Source organism: Marinomonas sp. ef1, assembly GCF_002806845.1.
GTDB lineage: Bacteria > Pseudomonadota > Gammaproteobacteria > Pseudomonadales > Marinomonadaceae > Marinomonas > Marinomonas polaris.
The window spans coordinates 308,356-328,942 of sequence record NZ_NHTT01000001.1 but is presented as its reverse complement, the minus strand read 5'-3'; the positions used below and the strand labels follow the sequence as shown (position 1 = coordinate 328,942).

The 20,587-nt window shown below is 42.0% G+C and carries 14 protein-coding genes; 7 read left to right on the top strand and 7 right to left on the bottom strand.

Going from position 1 to position 20,587, the window contains the following annotated elements:
* The first annotated feature begins 32 nt into the window (after positions 1 to 32).
* The gene (locus tag CCS02_RS01480; RefSeq protein ID WP_100635412.1) at positions 33 to 2,108 is read left to right on the top strand and encodes a TonB-dependent receptor; all 2,076 of its coding nucleotides are present in this window, start codon (positions 33 to 35) and stop codon (positions 2,106 to 2,108) included.
* 100 nt (positions 2,109 to 2,208) lie between these two features.
* On the opposite strand, the gene dhbA is transcribed toward CCS02_RS01480, so the two are convergent.
* Genes dhbA through CCS02_RS01460 form a run of 4 tightly spaced genes read right to left on the bottom strand, consistent with a single transcriptional unit; the run spans position 2,209 to position 6,673 of the window.
* The gene (gene dhbA / locus CCS02_RS01475; protein ID WP_072837940.1) at positions 2,209 to 2,967 is read right to left on the bottom strand and encodes a 2,3-dihydro-2,3-dihydroxybenzoate dehydrogenase; all 759 of its coding nucleotides are present in this window, start codon (positions 2,965 to 2,967) and stop codon (positions 2,209 to 2,211) included.
* Positions 2,964 to 3,848, bottom strand: coding sequence for an isochorismatase family protein (locus CCS02_RS01470; RefSeq protein WP_072837939.1), 885 nt, complete (start codon positions 3,846 to 3,848; stop codon positions 2,964 to 2,966). The genes dhbA and CCS02_RS01470 overlap by 4 nt, the downstream gene beginning before the upstream one ends.
* 12 nt (positions 3,849 to 3,860) lie before the next feature.
* Positions 3,861 to 5,501 (bottom strand): (2,3-dihydroxybenzoyl)adenylate synthase, encoded by a 1,641-nt coding sequence (locus tag CCS02_RS01465; RefSeq protein WP_100635409.1) that lies wholly within the window; start codon positions 5,499 to 5,501, stop codon positions 3,861 to 3,863.
* The gene (locus tag CCS02_RS01460; protein WP_072837937.1) at positions 5,498 to 6,673 is read right to left on the bottom strand and encodes an isochorismate synthase; all 1,176 of its coding nucleotides are present in this window, start codon (positions 6,671 to 6,673) and stop codon (positions 5,498 to 5,500) included. Before CCS02_RS01460 ends, CCS02_RS01465 begins: the two co-directional genes overlap by 4 nt.
* A 199-nt stretch (positions 6,674 to 6,872) precedes the next feature.
* On the opposite strand from CCS02_RS01460, the gene CCS02_RS01455 reads away from it, so the two are divergent.
* The 6 genes from CCS02_RS01455 (at position 6,873) to CCS02_RS01430 (ending at position 16,710) form a co-directional block, all read left to right on the top strand.
* Entirely contained in the window at positions 6,873 to 7,973 is a 1,101-nt protein-coding gene (locus tag CCS02_RS01455) for an ABC transporter substrate-binding protein (RefSeq protein WP_100635408.1), read from the top strand.
* A 211-nt stretch (positions 7,974 to 8,184) separates the two neighbouring features.
* The gene (locus CCS02_RS01450) at positions 8,185 to 9,285 is read left to right on the top strand and encodes an ABC transporter substrate-binding protein (protein WP_100635405.1); all 1,101 of its coding nucleotides are present in this window, start codon (positions 8,185 to 8,187) and stop codon (positions 9,283 to 9,285) included.
* A 31-nt stretch (positions 9,286 to 9,316) separates the two neighbouring features.
* Positions 9,317 to 10,369, top strand: coding sequence for a FecCD family ABC transporter permease (locus CCS02_RS01445; protein ID WP_072837934.1), 1,053 nt, complete (start codon positions 9,317 to 9,319; stop codon positions 10,367 to 10,369).
* Between the two features lie 3 nt (positions 10,370 to 10,372).
* Positions 10,373 to 11,212 carry an ABC transporter ATP-binding protein gene (locus tag CCS02_RS01440; RefSeq protein WP_072837933.1) on the top strand — a complete coding sequence of 280 codons (840 nt, stop codon included), beginning with the start codon at positions 10,373 to 10,375 and terminating at the stop codon, positions 11,210 to 11,212.
* An 80-nt stretch (positions 11,213 to 11,292) separates the two neighbouring features.
* On the top strand, positions 11,293 to 12,531 hold the full coding sequence (locus CCS02_RS01435; protein WP_100187348.1) for an MDR family MFS transporter: 1,239 nt from the start codon (positions 11,293 to 11,295) through the stop codon (positions 12,529 to 12,531).
* Positions 12,532 to 12,699: 168 nt separating this feature from the next.
* Complete coding sequence (locus CCS02_RS01430; protein ID WP_198515314.1) at positions 12,700 to 16,710, top strand: non-ribosomal peptide synthetase; 4,011 nt, start codon at positions 12,700 to 12,702, stop codon at positions 16,708 to 16,710.
* A 94-nt stretch (positions 16,711 to 16,804) separates the two neighbouring features.
* On the opposite strand, the gene rnk is transcribed toward CCS02_RS01430, so the two are convergent.
* From rnk to CCS02_RS01415, 3 genes are all read right to left on the bottom strand, one after another.
* The gene (rnk, locus tag CCS02_RS01425; RefSeq protein ID WP_012069327.1) at positions 16,805 to 17,218 is read right to left on the bottom strand and encodes a nucleoside diphosphate kinase regulator; all 414 of its coding nucleotides are present in this window, start codon (positions 17,216 to 17,218) and stop codon (positions 16,805 to 16,807) included.
* Between the two features lie 335 nt (positions 17,219 to 17,553).
* On the bottom strand, positions 17,554 to 19,215 hold the full coding sequence (locus CCS02_RS01420) for a glycoside hydrolase family 3 N-terminal domain-containing protein (RefSeq protein WP_198515313.1): 1,662 nt from the start codon (positions 19,213 to 19,215) through the stop codon (positions 17,554 to 17,556).
* 19 nt (positions 19,216 to 19,234) lie between these two features.
* Positions 19,235 to 20,581, bottom strand: coding sequence for an MFS transporter (locus tag CCS02_RS01415; protein ID WP_100187346.1), 1,347 nt, complete (start codon positions 20,579 to 20,581; stop codon positions 19,235 to 19,237).
* Between the last annotated feature and the right edge of the window lie 6 nt (positions 20,582 to 20,587).

Genomic DNA, 20,587 nt, shown 5'->3' with positions numbered 1-20,587 from the left:
CTCTTTATCTAATTTATGCAAAAAGGGATAGCATGTCTCTCTTAAAGATAAATCCATCAGTTCAATTCCCAAGCAACCTATCTACCGTCGCCCTAGCGGTCATTAGCATTAATGCGGCTTGTGTTTCATCAAATGCATTCGCGGAAGAGGTTAATGCATTACCAGCTTTGGTCGTTACTGGTGAAAAAATAGACAAAGACATTAAAGAAACAACAACAGCCGTTACCATTATTCATGGCAAAGATATTGCTAGTGGCGAAACTAAAGATGTAAAAGAACTAGCAACGCAGGCACCAAACGTCGTCACTTCTGCATTTGGTAATGTCGCGATACGAGGAATGAGTGGTAACGGAGCTGCTTCCGGTGGTTACGCCTTGATCACTGGCGCACGCTCTCGCGTTTCTACCGTAATAGATGGTGGTACCCAAGATTGGTCTGGCTATAATTTCACGCCAAGTGGTGTCTGGGACGCCCAGCAAGTGGAAGTCTTACGTGGCCCACAATCTACAACTCAAGGTACCAGTTCGATCGCAGGCGCAGTTGTAATAAAAACCAATGACCCAACGTTTACCAATGAATCCGCTATACGGACCGGACTCGAACATTACGAAAACGGAAATCTGAAATACAACTTAGGAGCGATGTCATCAGGTGCCTTAATTGACGATGAGCTGGCATATCGCATTACACTCGATGGCACTAAGGGCGAAGGTTGGATGAACTACGCTCAAGAAAACAATGAGCTAGACACTGGCCCCGACGTCAACGATGCAGAAAACTACAATGTACGCGGAAAATTGCTTTGGGAGCCTGCAAGTAATCCTAACTTAACTGCTAAATTAACCGTTGAACATCATAAGTATGAAGGAGAGTACTTAAGCTGGGCAAATGATGAAAAAAATAACTTTTCTGGACCACTGATGACTTTAGGAAGTGGTGGTCGCAATACACGTCTGCAAGATTCAACAACAGACGCAATTGCAATAGACATCGATTACGATCTAGGTGATGGGATCAGTAACGCTTTATATATCGCCTATAGCAAAAGCAAAGTAAGCTTTGATGAATATCCTGGGACGACACTACTCGACATAACAAAAAATACCACAACGATTGAAAACCGTATCATCTTCAATCAACCTGACGCGACGCTAACAGGTGTCATTGGCTTATTCGTATCAAAAAAAGACACTGATACAGACATCACTTACCGTGGTCAAGATTGGTACACTGCCAACGACACCTCCACCACTACATTGGCATTCTACGGTGAAGGAAGCTATGCATTAACTGAGAAAACAAATTTGATTGGTGGTGCTAGAGTAGAAAGAGAAGAGGCAGACCGCTTTATTGTCAATGATGGCCGTACCGATGTTGATCACGACGATAGCGAAACAAGCCTCCTACCAAAAATCGGTTTAACACATGCAATATCAAATACCACAACATTAGGCGCCAACATTCGTAAAGGCTACAGCCCTGGTGGTTCTGCTTATCAATGGGACTCAACACGCGAGTTTTACACTTATGAAAGTGAAGAGGTTATTGCTTACGAAGTGAGCAGTAAAAGTCAATTCAAAAATGGCACCACACTAAATACTTCTTTGTTCTATAACGACTACTCTAATTACCAAGCAATGTATAATGATCGCATCAACAATATTGACGCAGCACACACATACGGTTTAGAAGTGGAAGCCACCGCTTGGGCTACCGATGATCTTCAAGTACGCGGTTCTATTGGTTTGCTACGAAGCGAAATTGACAATTATGAATCCTCAAAAGGAAATGACCTTCCTAGCGCCCCTGAAACAAACTTAAGCCTAGGGTTCACTCAATATATTGGTGAAAACTGGTCCTTTGGAGCAGATGCAACCTATGTTGGCGAGTACTATTCTGACCTAGATAACACAAAAGACTACAAAGCTGGCGATTACGTCCGCACCGATGCTCGCATACAATACGTTAATGGCAGCCTAACTATCGATGGTTATGTTAAAAACCTAACCGACGAAACCATAATTTACGAAATCAATGGGGGAAGATCTGTACGTGCCTCTGTGGGCCAAACTCGCACTATCGGCTTAAGCGCTACCTACCGCATGTAATAATTAGGAATAACGCAAAAAACCAAAAAGGCGAATCAGAAATGATTCGCCTTTTTGGTTCTTCTATAAATAGTCCAATCAATTGTTATTCAATTATAAATTACGCATTTAACGTCGCACCACCATCCGCAACAATATCTTGCATGGTGATATGGTTCGACATATCAGAAGCAAAGAACAAGACCACTTGGGCGATATCGTTAGGTTGGGCAATTTTCCCCAAAGGTATGCCGAGTTTATATTGCTCTGGAAAGCCTTTGATGGTGTTTTGCTCGGCGTCATCACTTGTCCACAACATGCGTTGCATGTGTGTATCAGTAGAACCCGGACAAACCAGATTACAACGGACTCCATAAGGTGCTAGCTCTAGTCCAGCAGTATGACTGAGCGCCGATAACGCGGCTTTTGATGCACAATAAGCCGCCATATTCTGACGCGGTACTTTTGCGGCATTCGAGCTAATGGTTACTATCGCCCCATTTTTCTGACGCTTAAACGTCGGAGTCGTATGCTTAATCATTAAAAACGCACCACCAGCATTGACGTTAAAGCAGTGTTTGAAACCCTCAAAGCTGGTTTCTTCAAGGCTCCCTAAATGTAATATTCCTGCACCATTAACCAGCACATCTAAGCGTGGAAAATCTGACAATACGTTTTGAATCGTCTGTAAAACCGCACTTTCATCGCTAATATCAAGTATCACACAATCAAAATCATAAGACTGATTATCAAATGACAAGTCAAAGCCAATAACCTTTGCGCCAAATTGGGTAAATTGGTTCGCAACTTCTAACCCTATTCCTCTACCAGCACCGGTTACCCAAACTGTTTTCCCTGAAAAATCGAGCGGATTGATCATGCTGCACACTCTCTTTTGCTTTGAATAAGGTGCCACCAGCCATTTAGCGTTGCAGCACTGGCCAATTCCTGAAAAGAAACCTCAATTCCCTGCGCTTTCCATTTGGTAACCAATGACATGATTTGAATCGAATCAAGGCCATAATCCATCAACTCTTCATTGGCATCAAACTCCTGGATATCTTCGTCATCAAGGAAGGCAAAAACTTGCGCTTTTAACTGCTCATAGCGAAAGCCAGTATCCACAATATCGGTTGCAATCAACACCTCTTTTGTTGAAATCACTCGACCAGTTCTTCCACCTGTAAAGGTTAGTGCCTGTCTATGCTCTCCCTCACTAAAATCCGCCAATGCATCGCCTATCATGAAAGGCTGAATATCACGCATAAACGCATCAGCTGCCGTAATCATGCAGCCAATGTGTGCATAAACACCACCAATCAATAACTGGTCGCGTCCCCAGCTCTGCATAAGTTCTTGAAGGTTAGAGCGATGAAATGCGCTATAACGCCACTTCACCAAGACTGTATCGTGCTCATCTGGCGTTAACTCTTCGACAATTTTTTGCAATTCAGGGAAATTGTTTAATCCACTTCCCCACATATCATTCAGCAAGGCTCTATCTTCAGGCTTTTGATCATTGGGTTGCGCCGTATATACAACAGGAATGCCATTCGCTCGGCAGTATGCTTTTATGGCCGCAAGATTTTGTTTAAGGGTTTTAATTAGCTCGGAATCCGCATCATAAAAGCGCAAAAAATAAGCCTGCATATCATGGATTAAAAACACCGCACGCTTTGGCTCCAATACCCAATTTACTTTTTGATTTGGGAACGTATCAGATGTTGGCATAAGGTAAGAAGGTATCGTTGGAATGCTCATATAAAGTCCTTTTTATAGTGTTTTATCTAGTTGAGAAGTAAGTTGTAAGCGTTGACGTATCAACTCGCGCAATGCAACCTTGTTAGGCTTGCCAACAGGAGTAAGGGGAAGAGAGTCAATAAACTCAAAGCGATCAGGCACTTTATAATCCGCCACACCCAGCCCTCTTAAATATTTACGCAAAGTGAGACTTTTCATGCCGTGACTAGCGATTTTCGGCACAATAAAAGCACAGCTCTTTTCTCCCATCATGCTATCTGGCATAGAGACAAGGGCACTGTGCATAATCAGCTCATGCCTCAATAAAAAGTTTTCTATTTCTTCTGCAGCGATCTTTTCACCACCACGATTGATTTGATCTTTATCACGCCCGACAACCGTCAAATACCCTTTATCGTTACGACGCACCAAATCACCTGAATGATAAAAGCCCTCACTATCAAACACCTTGGTGTTATGTTCTGGCGCCTTGTAATAACCACGAATGGTATAAGGTCCACGAGTTGCCAATTCACCAATTTCACCCACAGCCACCTCCTCACCGGCCTCATTAATGACTTTTACTTCGTCAAGCGAGCACATTGGTCGACCTTGTGTCGTGACTATTGTGTCAAGGTCATCGTCTAGTCTGGTATAGTTCACTAATCCTTCAGCCATACCAAGAATCTGTTGCAACTGACAACCCAATACATCAGGCACTTGTCTAGCAAGACTCTCACTTAGTTTCGCACCACCAACCTGCACCAGCTGCAAAGACGATAAAGCGGTTTTATTAGTTGGTGCTGCTTGTAACCACAAAGCCAAAGCGGGAGGAACCAAAGCGGCAACCGTAACTTGATGACGTTCTATTAGCTTAAAACAAGTACTAGCATCAGGACTTGGCGACATGACAACACGTCCTCCAACATGAAAAATACCAAATGCACCAGGAGAACTCATAGGGAAATTATGTGCACAAGGCAGCGCACACAAATACGTTGTAGCAGATGTAAAGTGACAGATTTCAGTACTACGACGCACACTAAAAAAGTAATCGTTGTGGGTTCTTGGGATTAGCTTTGGTGTACCTGTACTGCCACCAGAAAGCTGAAAGAATGCCACCTCATCAGCCTTGCTCGGTATTGCCGTTAACAATGTACTTGTCGATGAACCAAGTATATTTTCAAGGGTCTCAGCCCATTCTGATTTGCCAACAATCAAAGCGTGCTGTAGCTCTTTTGACAATGCGCTCAACGTGTTGAAAAAAGCACCATCATGAAACAAGGCGTGTTCTTCACTGGCAATAATAATCTTAGGTTCGATTTGTGTGGCGTAAGCAGTTAACTCCATTTTGTTATGACTAAACAATGCGTTAACAGGAGCAATACCAAGACGCATAAGCGCAAAGAACACCACATAAAACTCGGCAATATTAGGCAGCTGAACTAATGCGGTGTCCCCCTTTCGCAAACCTAATTCCTGTAGATAGATAGCCAATCGCTTAGATTGCAAACACAGGTCTCGATAACTAAACGACTTTTCACCACAAATAACTGCAATGTTCTCGTGTGGCGCGTTATCAATTAAGTCCAACAACGGTCGATCTGTCCAATAGCCTTTTTTACGGTATTTTTGAGCAAATGATTCTGGCCATGGTGTATAGGCAATACTCATATTACATCTTCCTTTATTCCAAATGCATTTAGCATAGTGCGCATTTTCGCGCTAGTTTCTAACCACTCGCTTTCTGGGTTTGAGTCTGGCACAACACCAGCCCCAGCGAATAAGGTCACCTTGTTCTCCGACACTTCTGCACAACGTATCGCAATAGCCCACTCGCCATTGCCTTCTGCATCACACCAGCCAACTAAGCCACTAAAAAAGCCACGTTGGTGTGGCTCTAGAGCCTCAATATGACGCTGTGCTTGTAAGGTGGGTGTGCCACACATTGCAGGTGTTGGGTGTATTTGCTTTATAAGATCGAATACAGAGGGAGGGTTTACAGTAGGCAGCGTTGCTTCAATATCAGTTGATAAATGCCACATTGTTGGCGTTGAAATCAGGCTAGGCTCTTCCCGTACGTTAAGGCATTCAACAACAGGCAATAAAGAGGCTAGAATCGCGTCAACAACAAGCCGGTGCTCATAGTGGTCTTTCGCAGAATTAAAGAGGCTTTTCGCAGCTTGTCGATCAGCATCGGCATTACCAAAACGTTTAGCCGACCCTGCCAATGGATTGGAAAATATCTTATTACCTTGTTTTCTAATCAGTAATTCAGGACTAGCACCAATCAAAATACTGTTTTCAAGCGGAACACTAAAATGGTAAGCACTTGGATTTTGCGCCATGATATTGGCCAATAAACGAGGAACGTCTACATTTCTGTCTAAGGTTAATTTCAGTATTTTGGATAACACCACCTTTTTTAAAGGACCGCGTTCAAAAATAGACAGCACCTGCTCTATCATGTCTAAAAAATCCACATGGCTTGGAGCAAAACTATGCTCACACACATGATGAACAAAGTCCTTATCTACAAATGATGACAAGGTACGATCTAGAGGCTTTACTATCTCGAACCATTCTGGCACCACCAGTTGTGCAGCTTGATTCATATCGAATGGAATAGCTCCAACCAAAATTGGATTGCTCTTCCCTTGAGCTTTCTCTTTTTTAAAAACAGCTTGAACTTCTTTATGAAAGGTATTAGCAAGAACTGGAATGGTAAGTCGCTGACGAATGCCATTTGCACGTACGAGATTGAAATTGGAATTAAATAAAAACAAATCATCTTGAGATTGATTCAATGCTAAAGAACTAGCATAGTCTTGAATGGTAGCGTCCATAAAAACTCCTGTAATGATAACCATTAGCAATAAATATAAACGTAATGATAATCACTTGCAATTGATTAAAGGAGTGATTGACTTGTAAATTATCCGTAAGCGTACTATTAAGAGTAGATAGAACCTTAAAAAGTTAATTCATTGTTAGTCCGTACAGAACACACAGAAACAAAAATCATTCTTAATAAAAGAGCCTTTTATGAATCGATCTACAATGCTTCTTCTTATGTTATGGATGTCTTTTTTTACTGGATCAGTCCAAGCAAAAATGACCGTCATTAATGACGTTTTAGGTCGAAAAGTGGAAGTGGATTTACCTGCACAAAAAGTAGTCTTAGGGTTCTACGCCGAAGATTACATGGCCATTGGCACTGAAAACGCCTTTGATAAAGTGGTCGGAATTTCTCGTGACACATGGAAAACCTGGCGCCCCGCAAATTGGAGTCTTTATACAAATTATCGCCCTTCATTAAAGGACATACCTGACGTTGGTGAAGTAGAGGCACAAACTTTTTCTATTGAAAAAGTCATCAGCCTTAAACCTAACGTGATTCTATTAGCCGACTGGCAATATAAAAGCTTAGGTACCGACATTAGCCGTTTAACAAACGCTAATATTCCAATAGTGGTCGTTGACTACAACGCACAGACATTGGACCGTCACATTAAAAGCACGAAGATTATTGGCCAACTTACAGGACAAAATGAACGAGCGAGAAAAATCGCAGGCGAATATAAGCTGGCTATAGAAAACACCTTACAACGCATAAAAGAGGCGAACTTAGTAAAACCACGTACTTATGTAGAATACGGCAATAAAGGCCCAGGCAAATTCAGCTTCACATATGGAAAAAACATGTGGGGCGCAGTCGTAACCATGTTGGGAGGCAATAATATTGCTACGCCATTTGTTGAATGGTGGGGCACGATGAGTCCAGAGCAAGTATTAGCATCAAATCCCGAGGTAATTTTCCTTTCAGGCACCGAGTCTGGAGTAAAAGGAGATGCTATGGCTATGGGGCAAGGCATTGACCGAAAACTGGCTGAGTCTCGTTTAAAAGGCTTCACAAAACGTGCCAGCTGGGAGCAAATGCCAGCAATAAAAAACCAGCGAGTTTACGGAATATACCATGGAGCTGCTCGTACTATTTTAGGTGCGCCTATGGTTCGCTTTATAGCAAAGTCTATGTACCCAAATCTATTTGAAGACATCAACCCAGAGCAAGAATACCTAGATTTTTATAAACAATATTTACCTGTCACGCCAACAGGCACCTTTACCGCTCAAGTAGCAAAGTAAAATTTATCGCGAATTTTGCAGGAAATCGAAAACGAAGTCTCTTAAATATGAGTAAAAGATCCTCAACATTTTAACCTAATATAGCCCTATTTTTTACAACACATAGAAATGAATCTTAAATGTACCTTCTGTCTCAATAAAACCCTTGATTAATTCTCCTCTATCCGTAAGATGCCAAAAAACGAAAATCATTCTCAATAGAGAGACTTTTATGAATCGATGTGCTGTGTTTATTTTGATGTTAGGAATGTCCGTTTTTGCTGGATTAGCTCAGGCAAAAATGACTATCATTGATGACGTTTTAGGCCGAAAAGTGGAAGTTGACTTGCCAGCCCAGAGAGTAATTCTAGGGTTCTACGCCGAAGATTACATAGCAATAGGAACAGAAAGCGCATTAGATAATGTGGTAGGTATTTCTCGTGATACATGGGAAGGATGGCGTCCAGCAAGTTGGAACCTTTATACAAACTACCGCCCTTCATTAAAAGAAATTCCTGACGTTGGTGAGGTAGAAGCGCAAACGTTCTCTATTGAAAAAGTCATTAGTCTTAAGCCTAGCGTTATTTTGTTAGCCGATTGGCAATATCAAGGACTTGGTACCGATGTTGAACGCTTAGAGAGCGCAGGAATTCCAATAGTTGTTATCGATTACAACGCTCAAACATTAGAGCGTCATGTTAAAAGTACTCAAATTATTGGGGCATTAACTGGACAAGAAAAACGTGCTCAAGAAATAGCAGATGACTACCAACATACGATAGAATCGACCCTACAACGCATAAAAACCGCAAAATTACCAAAGCCACGCACTTATGTTGAATTTGGCAATAAAGGCCCAAGCCAATACAGCTTCACTTATGGAAAAAACATGTGGGGTGCTGTTATTAACATGTTGGGAGGCGATAACATTGCCACACCATTTGTTGAATGGTGGGGAACAATGAATCCTGAACAAGTGCTAGCCTCACGACCTGACGTTGTTTTCCTTGCAGGAACAGAATCTGGCATGACAGGTAATGCGATAGCAATGGGCCAAGGCGTAGATAGGAAGCTAGCTGAAGCTCGTTTAGCAGGTTATAAAAAACGTACTGGATGGGAACAAATACCAGCAGTGAAAAATGGCCGAGTATATGGCATATACCAAGGTGCCTCTCGTACTATCTTAGATGCTTCCATGGTTCAATTCATGGCTAAATCTATGTACCCAAGTTTATTTGAAGACATAAACCCAGAACAAGAATATCTAGATTTCTACAAAAAATATTTACCTGTTGTACCGACAGGCACCTTTACCGCCCAAATAACGGAGTAATATTCATCGAGACCATGATGAATTCATACCTATGCAATCAGCCTTAATTTCTGATGCGGTTTCAAGCCAACGACGTAGCGAAAAGCGTCGTTGGTCAGTTATAAGCATCCTACTGATCATTCTTGTTTTTTCTTTTATTTTAGATGTCGCAACTGGCCCGTCTTTACTCAATGTAAAAGACGTCGCCAATGCCTTACTAAACCTTATTGGTTTCCCTGTAGAAGTCGATCCGACAACACAAGTCATTGTGTCCAGCTTGCGTCTACCTATTGCTATTATGGCCGTCGTTGTTGGTGGTGTATTAGGCGTCGGTGGCGCAGAAATGCAAACCCTACTCAATAACTCCATGGCAAGCCCGTACACTTTGGGGATGGCAGCCGCAGCGGGATTTGGTGCCGCTTTGATGCTGTATTTTGATTCATTGGGATTAAATACTAATATTGCGGTTCCGTTAGGAGCCTTTGTTTGTTGCATGTTGGCGGCGGCATTTTTATTCGCATTGGCAACCATGAGACACATCAGTTCAGGTCAGCTTATATTGGCGGGTATCGCGTTACTGTTCCTTTTTCAGTCTTTGCTGTCTCTCGTACAATTTGTGTCTTCACCAGAACTCAGCCAACAAATCCTATTTTGGCTCTTCGGCAGCTTATCAAAAGCCTCTTGGTCTAATCTTTCAATTATCATAAGTGTTACCGTTGTCTGCATGTTCTTTTTAATACGTGACGCATGGAAACTGACCGCATTACGCTTGGGAGAGGAGCGAGCCAAAAGTCTCGGAGTCAACATTACTCGACTGCGCTTGCGAACCTTGTTAATCGTTGCCGTTATGACCGCAACCGTAACCAGTTTTGTTGGCATTATTGGCTTTGTCGGCATAGTCGCACCCAATATTGCCAAGATTTTGGTTGGAGAAGATCAGCGTTTTTTCTTACCCTTGTCTTTCATCATTGGGGCATTTTTGCTTTCTAGTGCATCAGTGTTATCTAAAGTTATCGTTCCTGGTGCTCTCTTTCCAATAGGCATTGTCACCGCCATTATTGGTGTGCCTTTCTTCTTCTGGCTGATTCTGGGTAAAAGGCGCTAACTTATGCTACAAGTAAACAATCTCAATGTTGTTATAGATGATCTTGTTTTAGCAAAAGACATGTCATTTGCTCTAGAATCTGGCAAGGTCAACGTCATTATTGGGCCAAACGGCACAGGTAAAAGCACGTTATTAAAAACCTTGTTTGGCGATATTCACACCAAATCAGGTGAGATAACTTTTGCAAACGAAACCTTACAACGCAAACAATTATCACGCTGGCGTAAGCAATTTGGCTATATGCCTCAAGACATTCGTCTTGATGTAGAGTTAAGTGTTTTAGAAGTGGTTCTACTTGGTCAATTAAATGCTCTAGGTTTTCGATTAGACGATAGTGTTATTAAAGAAGCTTTATCTGCTCTTGATAAAATTGGTCTCTTGCATCTAGCGAATCGCCCAGTAAATAAGCTCAGTGGCGGCCAATGCCAAATGATTTTATTTGCTCAAGCCTTAATGAGAAAACCCCAAATACTCATGTTAGACGAACCAGTCAGCGCGTTGGATCTGCATTTTCAGCATGTCCTTCTTGATCATCTAGATGCTCAAACAAAGGAACAAGGTTGGATCACCATCATGGTGCTTCACGACTTAAATCTTGCTGCTCAATATGCCGATAATTTACTGGTTCTTAAAGATGGAAAGTTAATTGCCACCGGTCACCCAAACAACATACTCACACCATCGCTAGTAAAAAATGTTTATAACGTTGAGGCTGATATTACAAAAGACGCCGCAGGCATTCCTTTTGTTCGAACCATCCGAAACAATCGCGCAGCTACTTCAATCATCGAGAACAAAGAACCAAAAGAGCAAGCAATAAAAGTCGCAGAAGGTGCTTTCTAAACATCCTAGTCAAAGTGAATCACAACAACCAAACACTTGCTTAACATTATTATTTTATTAAGGCTTAAATCAACCACACCATGCTTTCGAAACATCTGATAAAAGATTGGCAATTACTCTCTCCTGCGGGACGAGTATTGGTGATAAACGGCTTCACTTTCAATCTTGGCTTTTACATGTTGCTGCCTTATCTAGCGGATCACCTACAGCATAACTTGGGTATCAGCGGTTGGTATGTTGGTTTAATTATTGGACTTAGAGTATTAAGCCAGCAAGGCATGTTTTTAGTAGGTGGTACTTTAGGTGACAGATTAGGCTACAAGCGCCTTATTCTATTGGGTTGTGCCGTTCGTATCATTGGGTTCACCTTATTAGGAGTTGGGCAGACTATTCCCATACTAATATTAGGAGCATTTTTTTCTGGTTTTGCTGGCGCACTTTTTACACCGAGCAGCCAAGCTTATTTGGCATCTGAATACCCAGAACAAAAAGCCAGAGATAAAGTTTTCGCCTTACAAAGCCTCACATCAGAAGCAGGAATGCTGCTAGGACCACTAGTAGGTTTGTCTCTACTCTACGTCGATTTTGCTTTAGTTGGTGTCGTTTCTGCAGGGTTATTTACTTTACTACTCATTATTCAGTGGCGTTTTCTACCTGAATTGGAATCACAAAAAAATACGACGCACGCTCATTCGAAATTCTGGAAGCAATGGGGACAAATGCTCAGCAACAAATCCTTTATGCGATTCATATTATGCGCTTCTGTGTATCAATTACTATTCCACCAACTATACATTGCCGTTCCACATGAAATCCGTGTAGTCACTCAGGACGTCAGTATCATTACTTGGGTTTTCGCGACATCTTCTATTATGGGCGTCTTAATGCAAATGCCCGTAAGCCGTTTCGTTGAGTCACACTTGGGAACAGCTCGAGGGATAGGATTAGGCATGGCGATTATGGGATCCAGCTACCTATGGCTCAACCTTAGCCTGCAGTGGCTACCAGCCTTATCTTTCATAATTTGTGCAGTCTTTTTTAGCCTCGGCTCGATGTTAGTGTTTCCACTGTTAGGTGCTTATGTCCCTAAATTTTGCTCTGCTAAGGAATTAGGTAGTCATTATGGTTTGTATTCTTGTGTAGGTGGTCTATACGCTTTTATAGGCAACATCAGCACAGGTTGGCTATTATCTTCGACAAATATAAATCATGGTTGGATTTGGTCAGGGCTAGCAGGCTTTGGAATCCTGTCAGGCGTACTGCTTTTTCTGCAAGTAACTAGTCACATCAAAAACAAAAATATTGCTTTTTCTAGTTAAGACTGCAATTTAAAAAATAAAAATACTTTTCAATTTATATATTCATATATATGTAAATTTTATTTAATAGACTTAATTATAAAATCAACTTATGTTAATTTAAGTAAATATTTAGGACATAATAATCACAGTTCTAACATGGAAGACGTTTTTTGCAGGAGCAAACAAATGATTAAAAGTCATAATAATTGCTATGGTTCAAAAGAACCCATTTCTCAACAATCATTTGCAGTCCCCCTTTCTACCGCCCAGCGTGGACAATGGATCGCCCAAAAACTAGCGCCTCAAGGTGCCGCCTTTAATATTGCCGAATACCTTGAAATAAAAGGGGCAATTGATGCAGTTCATTTTACTTCCGCTATTAAACAACTCATCAGTGAAGCTGATTGCATACGCAGCCGAATCGTCGAAGAAGACGATAAAATCCTCCAGATCATCTATCAAACAGATGAAGGCTATTTCTCTTTATCGGACGTTAGTTCTGCAGAAAGCCCGCATAAAACAGCAATAATATGGATGACGGAGGACATGATGCGGCCACTCACCAAACCAGGGGATATTTTGTGGCGTAGTGCTTTGATTAAGCTCGGCGAAAACCATCATTACTGGTACCACCGTTGCCATCACGTTGCACTCGATGGTTTTGGAGGAAACTTGCTCACTCTAAGACTTGCTGAAATATACAGTGCATTACTAAACAATCTAGATGCAGGCCCTAATCCTTTTGGCTCTCTTGCTGCACTTGTCGAAAGTGAACATGCGTACAAATCTTCCAAACGCTATAAAAAAGATCGTCAGTACTGGCTAGAAAACCTTATCAATTTACCCGAAACCACGTCCCTTTCTCAGAGAATAGATCATTCTCAGAATAAAAAGCAGCTACGCAAACCTCTAACATTATCTCAAGAATTGACTAATAAACTCATTGCCATTGGGCAACAAGTAAACGCCAGCCTACCGCAAACTCTAATAGCTTTAGTGGCTGCGTATTTTTATCGTATGACAGGAGCGAATGATTTAGTTTTTGCAATGCCTGTTACCGCAAGAATCCAACGATTACAACGTGCTACACCTGGAATGATAGCAAACGCTGTGCCTATTCGCTTAAGTTTATCTACTGAAATCACATTGGAAAAGTTAATAACACAAGTATCTAAAGTAGTACTTAGAGCACTACGTCATCAGCAATATCGTTATGAAGACCTAAAGCGTGAGCTGGGGTTAATGTCTGCTGGTCAGCAAATTGCCTCGCTAGGAGTTAACATTGAACCTTTTAATTATGACTTAACATTCGGAAATTGCTCGACCTCGCTGCATAACCTAAGTAATGCCTTGATCGACGATCTTACCGTTTTTATCTTCGACAGACACGACAACAATGGTTTAAAAGTAGAGTTTGACGCTAACCCTACACGTTATACAGAACATGAACTAGAAAACCATTTAGCACAGTTTGAACGCCTGATAGACGCAATGGTATTGGCACCTGCCAACCCTATAAGTAAGGCAACATTATTGTCAGAAAGTGAGCGCTACAAAATTCTGCATGTATGGAACGATACGGCATGCTCTATTCCACAACAATCCGTAGTCGAAGCATTTAATGCTAAAGTAATCAGTACTCCAACAGCCATTGCAGTAGCCTCTGGACAAAACACTTTAAACTATTCAGAACTTAATGCACTTTCTAATGCTTGGGCAAATAAGCTGATACAAGAACAAGTTTGCCCAAGCGATTTAGTTGCTATTGCACTAACACGTAATACGGACATGCTAGTCGCTTTGTTGGGTACACTAAAAGCTGGAGCTGCGTATTTACCACTGGATCCTGACTTTCCAGAAGAGCGCCTTCGCAGCATAGTAGAGGATGCCAATCCCAAGTTAATACTCAGCTGCCATGGTGCTATTGGACAGTTACCCAAAGTTGATATGCCGATAATATTAATCGATGACGCACATTCAGATATTTCCTTAGACAAACATGTTTCTCATCCTACTGGCTTAACAATTCAAGGAAGCAATCCGGCCTATGTCCTCTATACTTCAGGCTCTACGGGTCGGCCTAAAGGTGTAGAAATTTCACATAAAGCCTTGATGAATTTCTTATACGCTATGCAAAAAGAGCTCAACCTTACTAGCGAAGATAAATTTCTGGCTGTTACGACCATTTCATTCGATATTTCTATCTTAGAGTTATTCCTGCCTATTACTGTTGGAGCATCTGTTCTGATTGCGGATAGAAAAACCGTTCGCGATCCACAAGCGTTAACAAAGCTAGCGGTCAAAGAAGGCGTAACTTTGCTTCAAGCTACGCCGTCTCTTTGGCAGGCATTATTACCGACATACAGCAATGAACTAAAAGGCATTCGGCCTTTGGTAGGAGGCGAAGCGTTATCAGGTCAACTGGCTCAAATCATGTCAAACTTGGGGCATCCTGTTGTAAACCTATATGGGCCAACAGAGACAACGATCTGGTCGAGTATTATGCCACTGGTTAAGCCAACAGACCTCCGCCACCCCCCTATTGGTAGACCTCTGCTAAACACTCAAATGTATGTTTTAGACCACGCAATGGAGCCTGTTCCGGTAGGCGTAACAGGAGACCTATATATTGCCGGTGATGGTTTAGCACTGGGTTATTACAATCGCCCTGAATTAACAAATGAGCGGTTTATCTCTAATCCATATGGCAAAAAAGGCAGCCGCCTATATATCACGGGAGATAAAGCACGCTGGCGCCAAGATGGGGTATTAGAATACCAAGGTCGAGACGATCATCAGATTAAAATTCGCGGCTTCCGTATCGAAATTGGTGACATTGAATCTGCATTATTAGCTTGTCGCGAAGTCATTCAAGCCATAGTCGTAGCTCAAACGTCGCCGAACGAAGATAAGCAACTGGTTGCCTATGTAATACCAATAGACAGCAACCTAGATACCAATGAACTTCGTCGTCAGCTAATCAATGTACTGCCTGATTACATGGTTCCAGCACACTTTATGCTGTTAAATGAAATGCCATTAACACCAAATGGAAAAGTAGACCGAAAAGCCTTACCTCTACCAACTTGGCACGCATCTAATAGTTATGAACCACCAAGAAATCAACTAGAAGAAATGCTCACTAGCCTTTGGGCTGAGACATTAGGTCTTACTCTAGTTGGTATCCGAGATAACTTTTTTGAAATTGGTGGCGATTCCATATCTGCAACAAGAATTCTGAATCATATTCAGAAGAACTTATTAATTGAAGTGCCATTAGGTGTCTTATTCAAAGCCTCCACCATTGCCGATCTTTCTGACTACTTAAGTCGAAGTGATGATTGGGATCCTATGATTTGCACGCTACCTATCAAATCTAGCGGTACGGATTCACCATTATTTTGTATTCATCCTGCACTTGGCCTCGCTTGGGGATACGCAGGACTACTACGTCACTTATCTAAATCAACGCCAGTATTTGGCCTCCAAGCAACGGGGCTGCGCCATGCAGCGCGCTTGCCAGAATCTATAGAAGAAATGGCAGAAGAGTATTTATTGCAAATTAAAAACGTGCAACCAAAAGGACCATACCGTCTTCTAGGCTGGTCATTTGGTGGTCTGGTTGCTCATGCTATTGCTGAGAAGCTACAAGCAGAAGATGAAACAGTGTCCTTTTTATGTATGTTAGACAGCTACCCATACAAACTCGATTACCAGCAGCCAAAAAACGAAGCAGATATTGTCAGAGCAGCCCTACTCTTTCTAGGTTATGATCTCAGCACACTGGAAAAGCTGCCTATTAACAAAGAAGAATTAGCGTCGTTGTTATGGCGAGATTATGATGATTCGTCCATGTCTGTGGTTCAAGATATCCAAAAAAGCCAAACAAATATTATGGACAGAGTTCAAACCATAATCGAAAACAACTTAGCACTGGCTGGTCGCTTCAAACCTAGAAAGGTGGATGCAGATTTACTGTTTTTTGTCGCTGAAGATAGTGTGAATGGCTCGATGGGTAATATTCTTGAGCACCAATCCAATGCCTGGGCCTCAAGAATCACAGGTGAAATAGAAACTCATAACATTTCATGTCGGCATCAAGACATGCTTGATTCTGAACCGCTAAATGCCATTGCTCCTATTATAAAAGAACGCCTTGAGCAATCTGCTGAAAAGCATAAAACCAAAGTAAATTAACGGTATCAGTCAAGACTAAAAAAATAACCCCGAGCGTCAAACGCAAGGGGTTATTTTTTATTACCAAAAACTGATCGCTAACTAACGAAAAAACCTAAAGTTGGAACTCACCAGCACGTTCAGGCTGATAGTCTACCTTCATAATAACTACCGACAGCACATCACCATTTGGCTTAGGCCAATCAATTTGATCACCTTCCTTTAGACCAAGTAACGCGCTGCCAACAGGTGCTAAAACTGAAACCGTGTCTTCAGCGCCATTAGCATCTTTTGGATATACTAAGGTTTTTGAAAATTCCTTTTCCGAAGATAAGACTTTAAATGTTACAGTCGAATTCATCGTCACAATATTGTCAGGCATATCTCGTGGCTCAACAATTTCGGCGCGATTAATCTCCTCCTGTAAATCATCTTTGTTGGGGAATTGCGAATAACTTAGTGAATCCAGTATCTTCTCAAGTCTCACAGCATCTAATGATGAAATGGTTATTTGTGGTCTTTGCATCATAATCTACCTATTCTTTATCTTGGTCTAACCTATTGCTTAAAATAGAAAAAAGCCGTAAGTAAACTCATTACCTACGACTTGCTTCAGAAATTTTTCCAGTGTGTAAAAAAGTATAACGGAAGGGGAATTTGCTCTAGCAGGAAACCTTCCTTGTTTTTATAACACTCACTCTTTCCAATTCGAGCGGTGGATTTGCACCACAACGGACCATCATAAGCGAGTTCGCACACAAAGTCAGCAAACAAAAAAAGAGCCTGTGCACATTAATCTCTGAAGTGACCCCCAATAGTTGGACAACCAACATTGGGGGTTCTTTTTATTAAGCTAACTATCAATCAATAACGTAGTTGCTCTAACCCACAGAATGGATCAATAGCAGCATTAGAATTAAAGCTTAACCGTCCTAACAAGCCTTCCACGACCGCCTTCTGAACCTCCAATAAAGGACTATAGGCATTAATGTATACTGGCACTTTAGGTGCGTCGTACAAAAGATAAGGATGACCAAAAGATACCATTGCCGTCGGAATATCGACCCAAGGACGATACATGGCATTACCAAAACCATCGTGTAATGCCATCCAATCAATGTAAATGTGCGACTTTACCAACATAGATTCATCAGCGTTAAGATAGAGCAACAAATCATACTCTTTCACATTTAATGCCATACCTGTTTGAAACTCTGTCACTTCAAAGCCTTCATTTTTCAGCATGGTAGCCACACTCAATGACGCAGGAATAGGACTAAAAACATGTCGAATACCAGTAGAAATAACCAACACGCGCTGATGACGTTCTAAACTGATTGGTAAAATATTATCGCGATTTTTTACCAAATGCACCGTGCGACGATTCAGCTCGGGGATTCGGTCCGCGTAATCTGATGCCAACATATCCTTAAATTTACTGGAACTAATCTCCTCTTGCTTTTCATGCAAGCCCAAAGCGGCTTTCATCGCTAAGATCCGCATAACAGATTGCTCTAAGCGTGTTTCAGATACTCTACCTTCACGCACGGCTTTAAGCATATAAGCGTAATCTTCAACCGGGTCCTTGCAAAACAACAGCATGTCACAACCGTTTTCAATGATCTCAGCAACCACGTTTTCACGTTTCGTCCAGCTACTCAAACCCGCCATCACAGTAGCATCTGAGACAATTAAGCCATTAAAGCCCAGCTCTCCACGCAAGAGTTGTTCATTGAGCAACTTACTAACACTTGCCGGACGCCACCACTCTGCCGGGTTGTCATTATGAGTCTTTACATATTCAGGTAAAGCGATGTGAGCCGACATTATCGACATCACGTTGCTATCGATAGCACTACGGTAAAGTCGTCCATAACGCTCCTCCCATTCAGACATAGTTAATGGATTCACCGTCGTTACTAAGTGCTGGTCTCGGTCGTCGAACCCCTCTCCCGGCCAATGCTTTGCCGTTGCTGCGATACCGTTTTTTTGGAAAGTATTAATATTCGAGAGACTCATACTTTCGATAACATCAACGTCACTACCATATGATCGTGTACCTACGACAGCGCTACGAAACTTAGCGTTGATATCAACAACCGGAGTAAATGACCAGTTAATGCCAAGCAATTTAGCTTCTTGAGCAATTACTTGGGTACAATATTCCACCGCACTCTCATCTTTCAACCCAGCAAGACCAAGCTGGTTTGGTACTTGAGCACCGAAAGGAAAGCTCATGCCACCGCCTTCAAGGTCACCACTCACCAAAAGCGGAATGACAGAATGACTGCGCAGCTGATTCATCATCTTTACTTCGGTATCAAGATCTTGCCCGACAAACTTAGTCACCGCACCAGGTTGAATCGTATAAATAAGAGACAACTCTTCTGCGGAATTTGCTCTAACAATAAGATTAAACAGTTGCCCTACTTTTTGCTCTAACGTTAGCTCTGAATAGGTTTTATTCACCCAAGTAAGCTCGGTGTCACCCAGAAAAAACGGTGCATTACGGAATGATTCATTCATAATAAAACCTCAGTATTCTTTAATTTGCTCGGTTCGCTTCACGAGTCGCACGTAATTCAGATTGCATTGTGTCTTCTACCTCTCGCGTGATCGGATAAAAGTAAGCAATAACAGCAATGCAGCCTGCGCCAAAAGCAGGAATCAGACTCATGAAAAGTAAAATCATCTGAGCAGACTCCGCAGTTTGCTCAACACCTGCTTGATAACCAGCAAAACTCAACCCAATACCGACTAAGGCGCCACTTAACCCCATACCAAATTTATGGGAGAAGGTCGCAGAACTGGTAGACAAACCAACCACACGGCGACCAGACTTCCACTCAACATAATCAGCAGTGTCAGCAACGAGCCCCCATAAAGAAGAAGCAGCAATCCCTTTCGACAACTGATTAAAAAAGATAATGGCGTAAATCACATAAACGTCAGATGGATCAACCCAGTACAAATTACTAATCAAACACATACTCAACAGCGCACCCGCAATAACCAAGTTCCGCTTTGAATAACGCTTAACTAACTGAGACATCAGAGCAGAGCCTACAATCATGCCCAAACTAGCCACCGTAAAAAACATACCCGCTTTACTGGCATCGCCCACAATATAAGTAAAGTAATACATACCCACAGCAAACGGCATAATAGTAAAGGTAAACAGTGGAATGCCCATTAAAATGGTGATCCACCAAGCACGGTTTTTGATCACCACGGCAAAATCATCCTTCAAAGAGGAATGTTGTTTGATCATTGGAACACGCTCTTTAACACGAGAAAAACACAGCCAGAACATTACAATCATGACGGCACTTAGCAATATCATGGTGTACTGAAAGCCCTGCTGTTTATTACCGTCACCAAAAAATTCAACCAGAGGTAACGTACTCGCATTAACCAGCAAAGCACCGGTAAACGCCAATACCATGCGAAATGAAGCCATCTGGCCGCGCTCAACTGGGCTATCCGATATGGTTGCTGGTAAAGAGGAATATGGGATATTGATGGCTGTATAGAGTGTCATCAGTAGAATATAGGTCACAAATGCCCAAATGATCTTGCCGGATTCATCCATATCAGGCGTCGTAAAAGTGAGCACAGCGACAATAGCCAGAGGAATAGGCACATAGAGTAAATAGGGACGGAATTTACCAAATCGAGTTTGGGTTCTGTCACCTATCATGCCCATTATTGGATCGGATATGGCATCCCACATTCGCGTGACAAAAAATAATGTCCCGACGAGAGCCGCAGAAATCCCGAACACATCGGTATAAAAAAACATCAAATAGGTGCCAACCGCAGTAAACACCACATTACTGGCTAAGTCACCAAAGCCATAACTAACCTTATCGAAAAACGATAACTTCTTCATAATGAA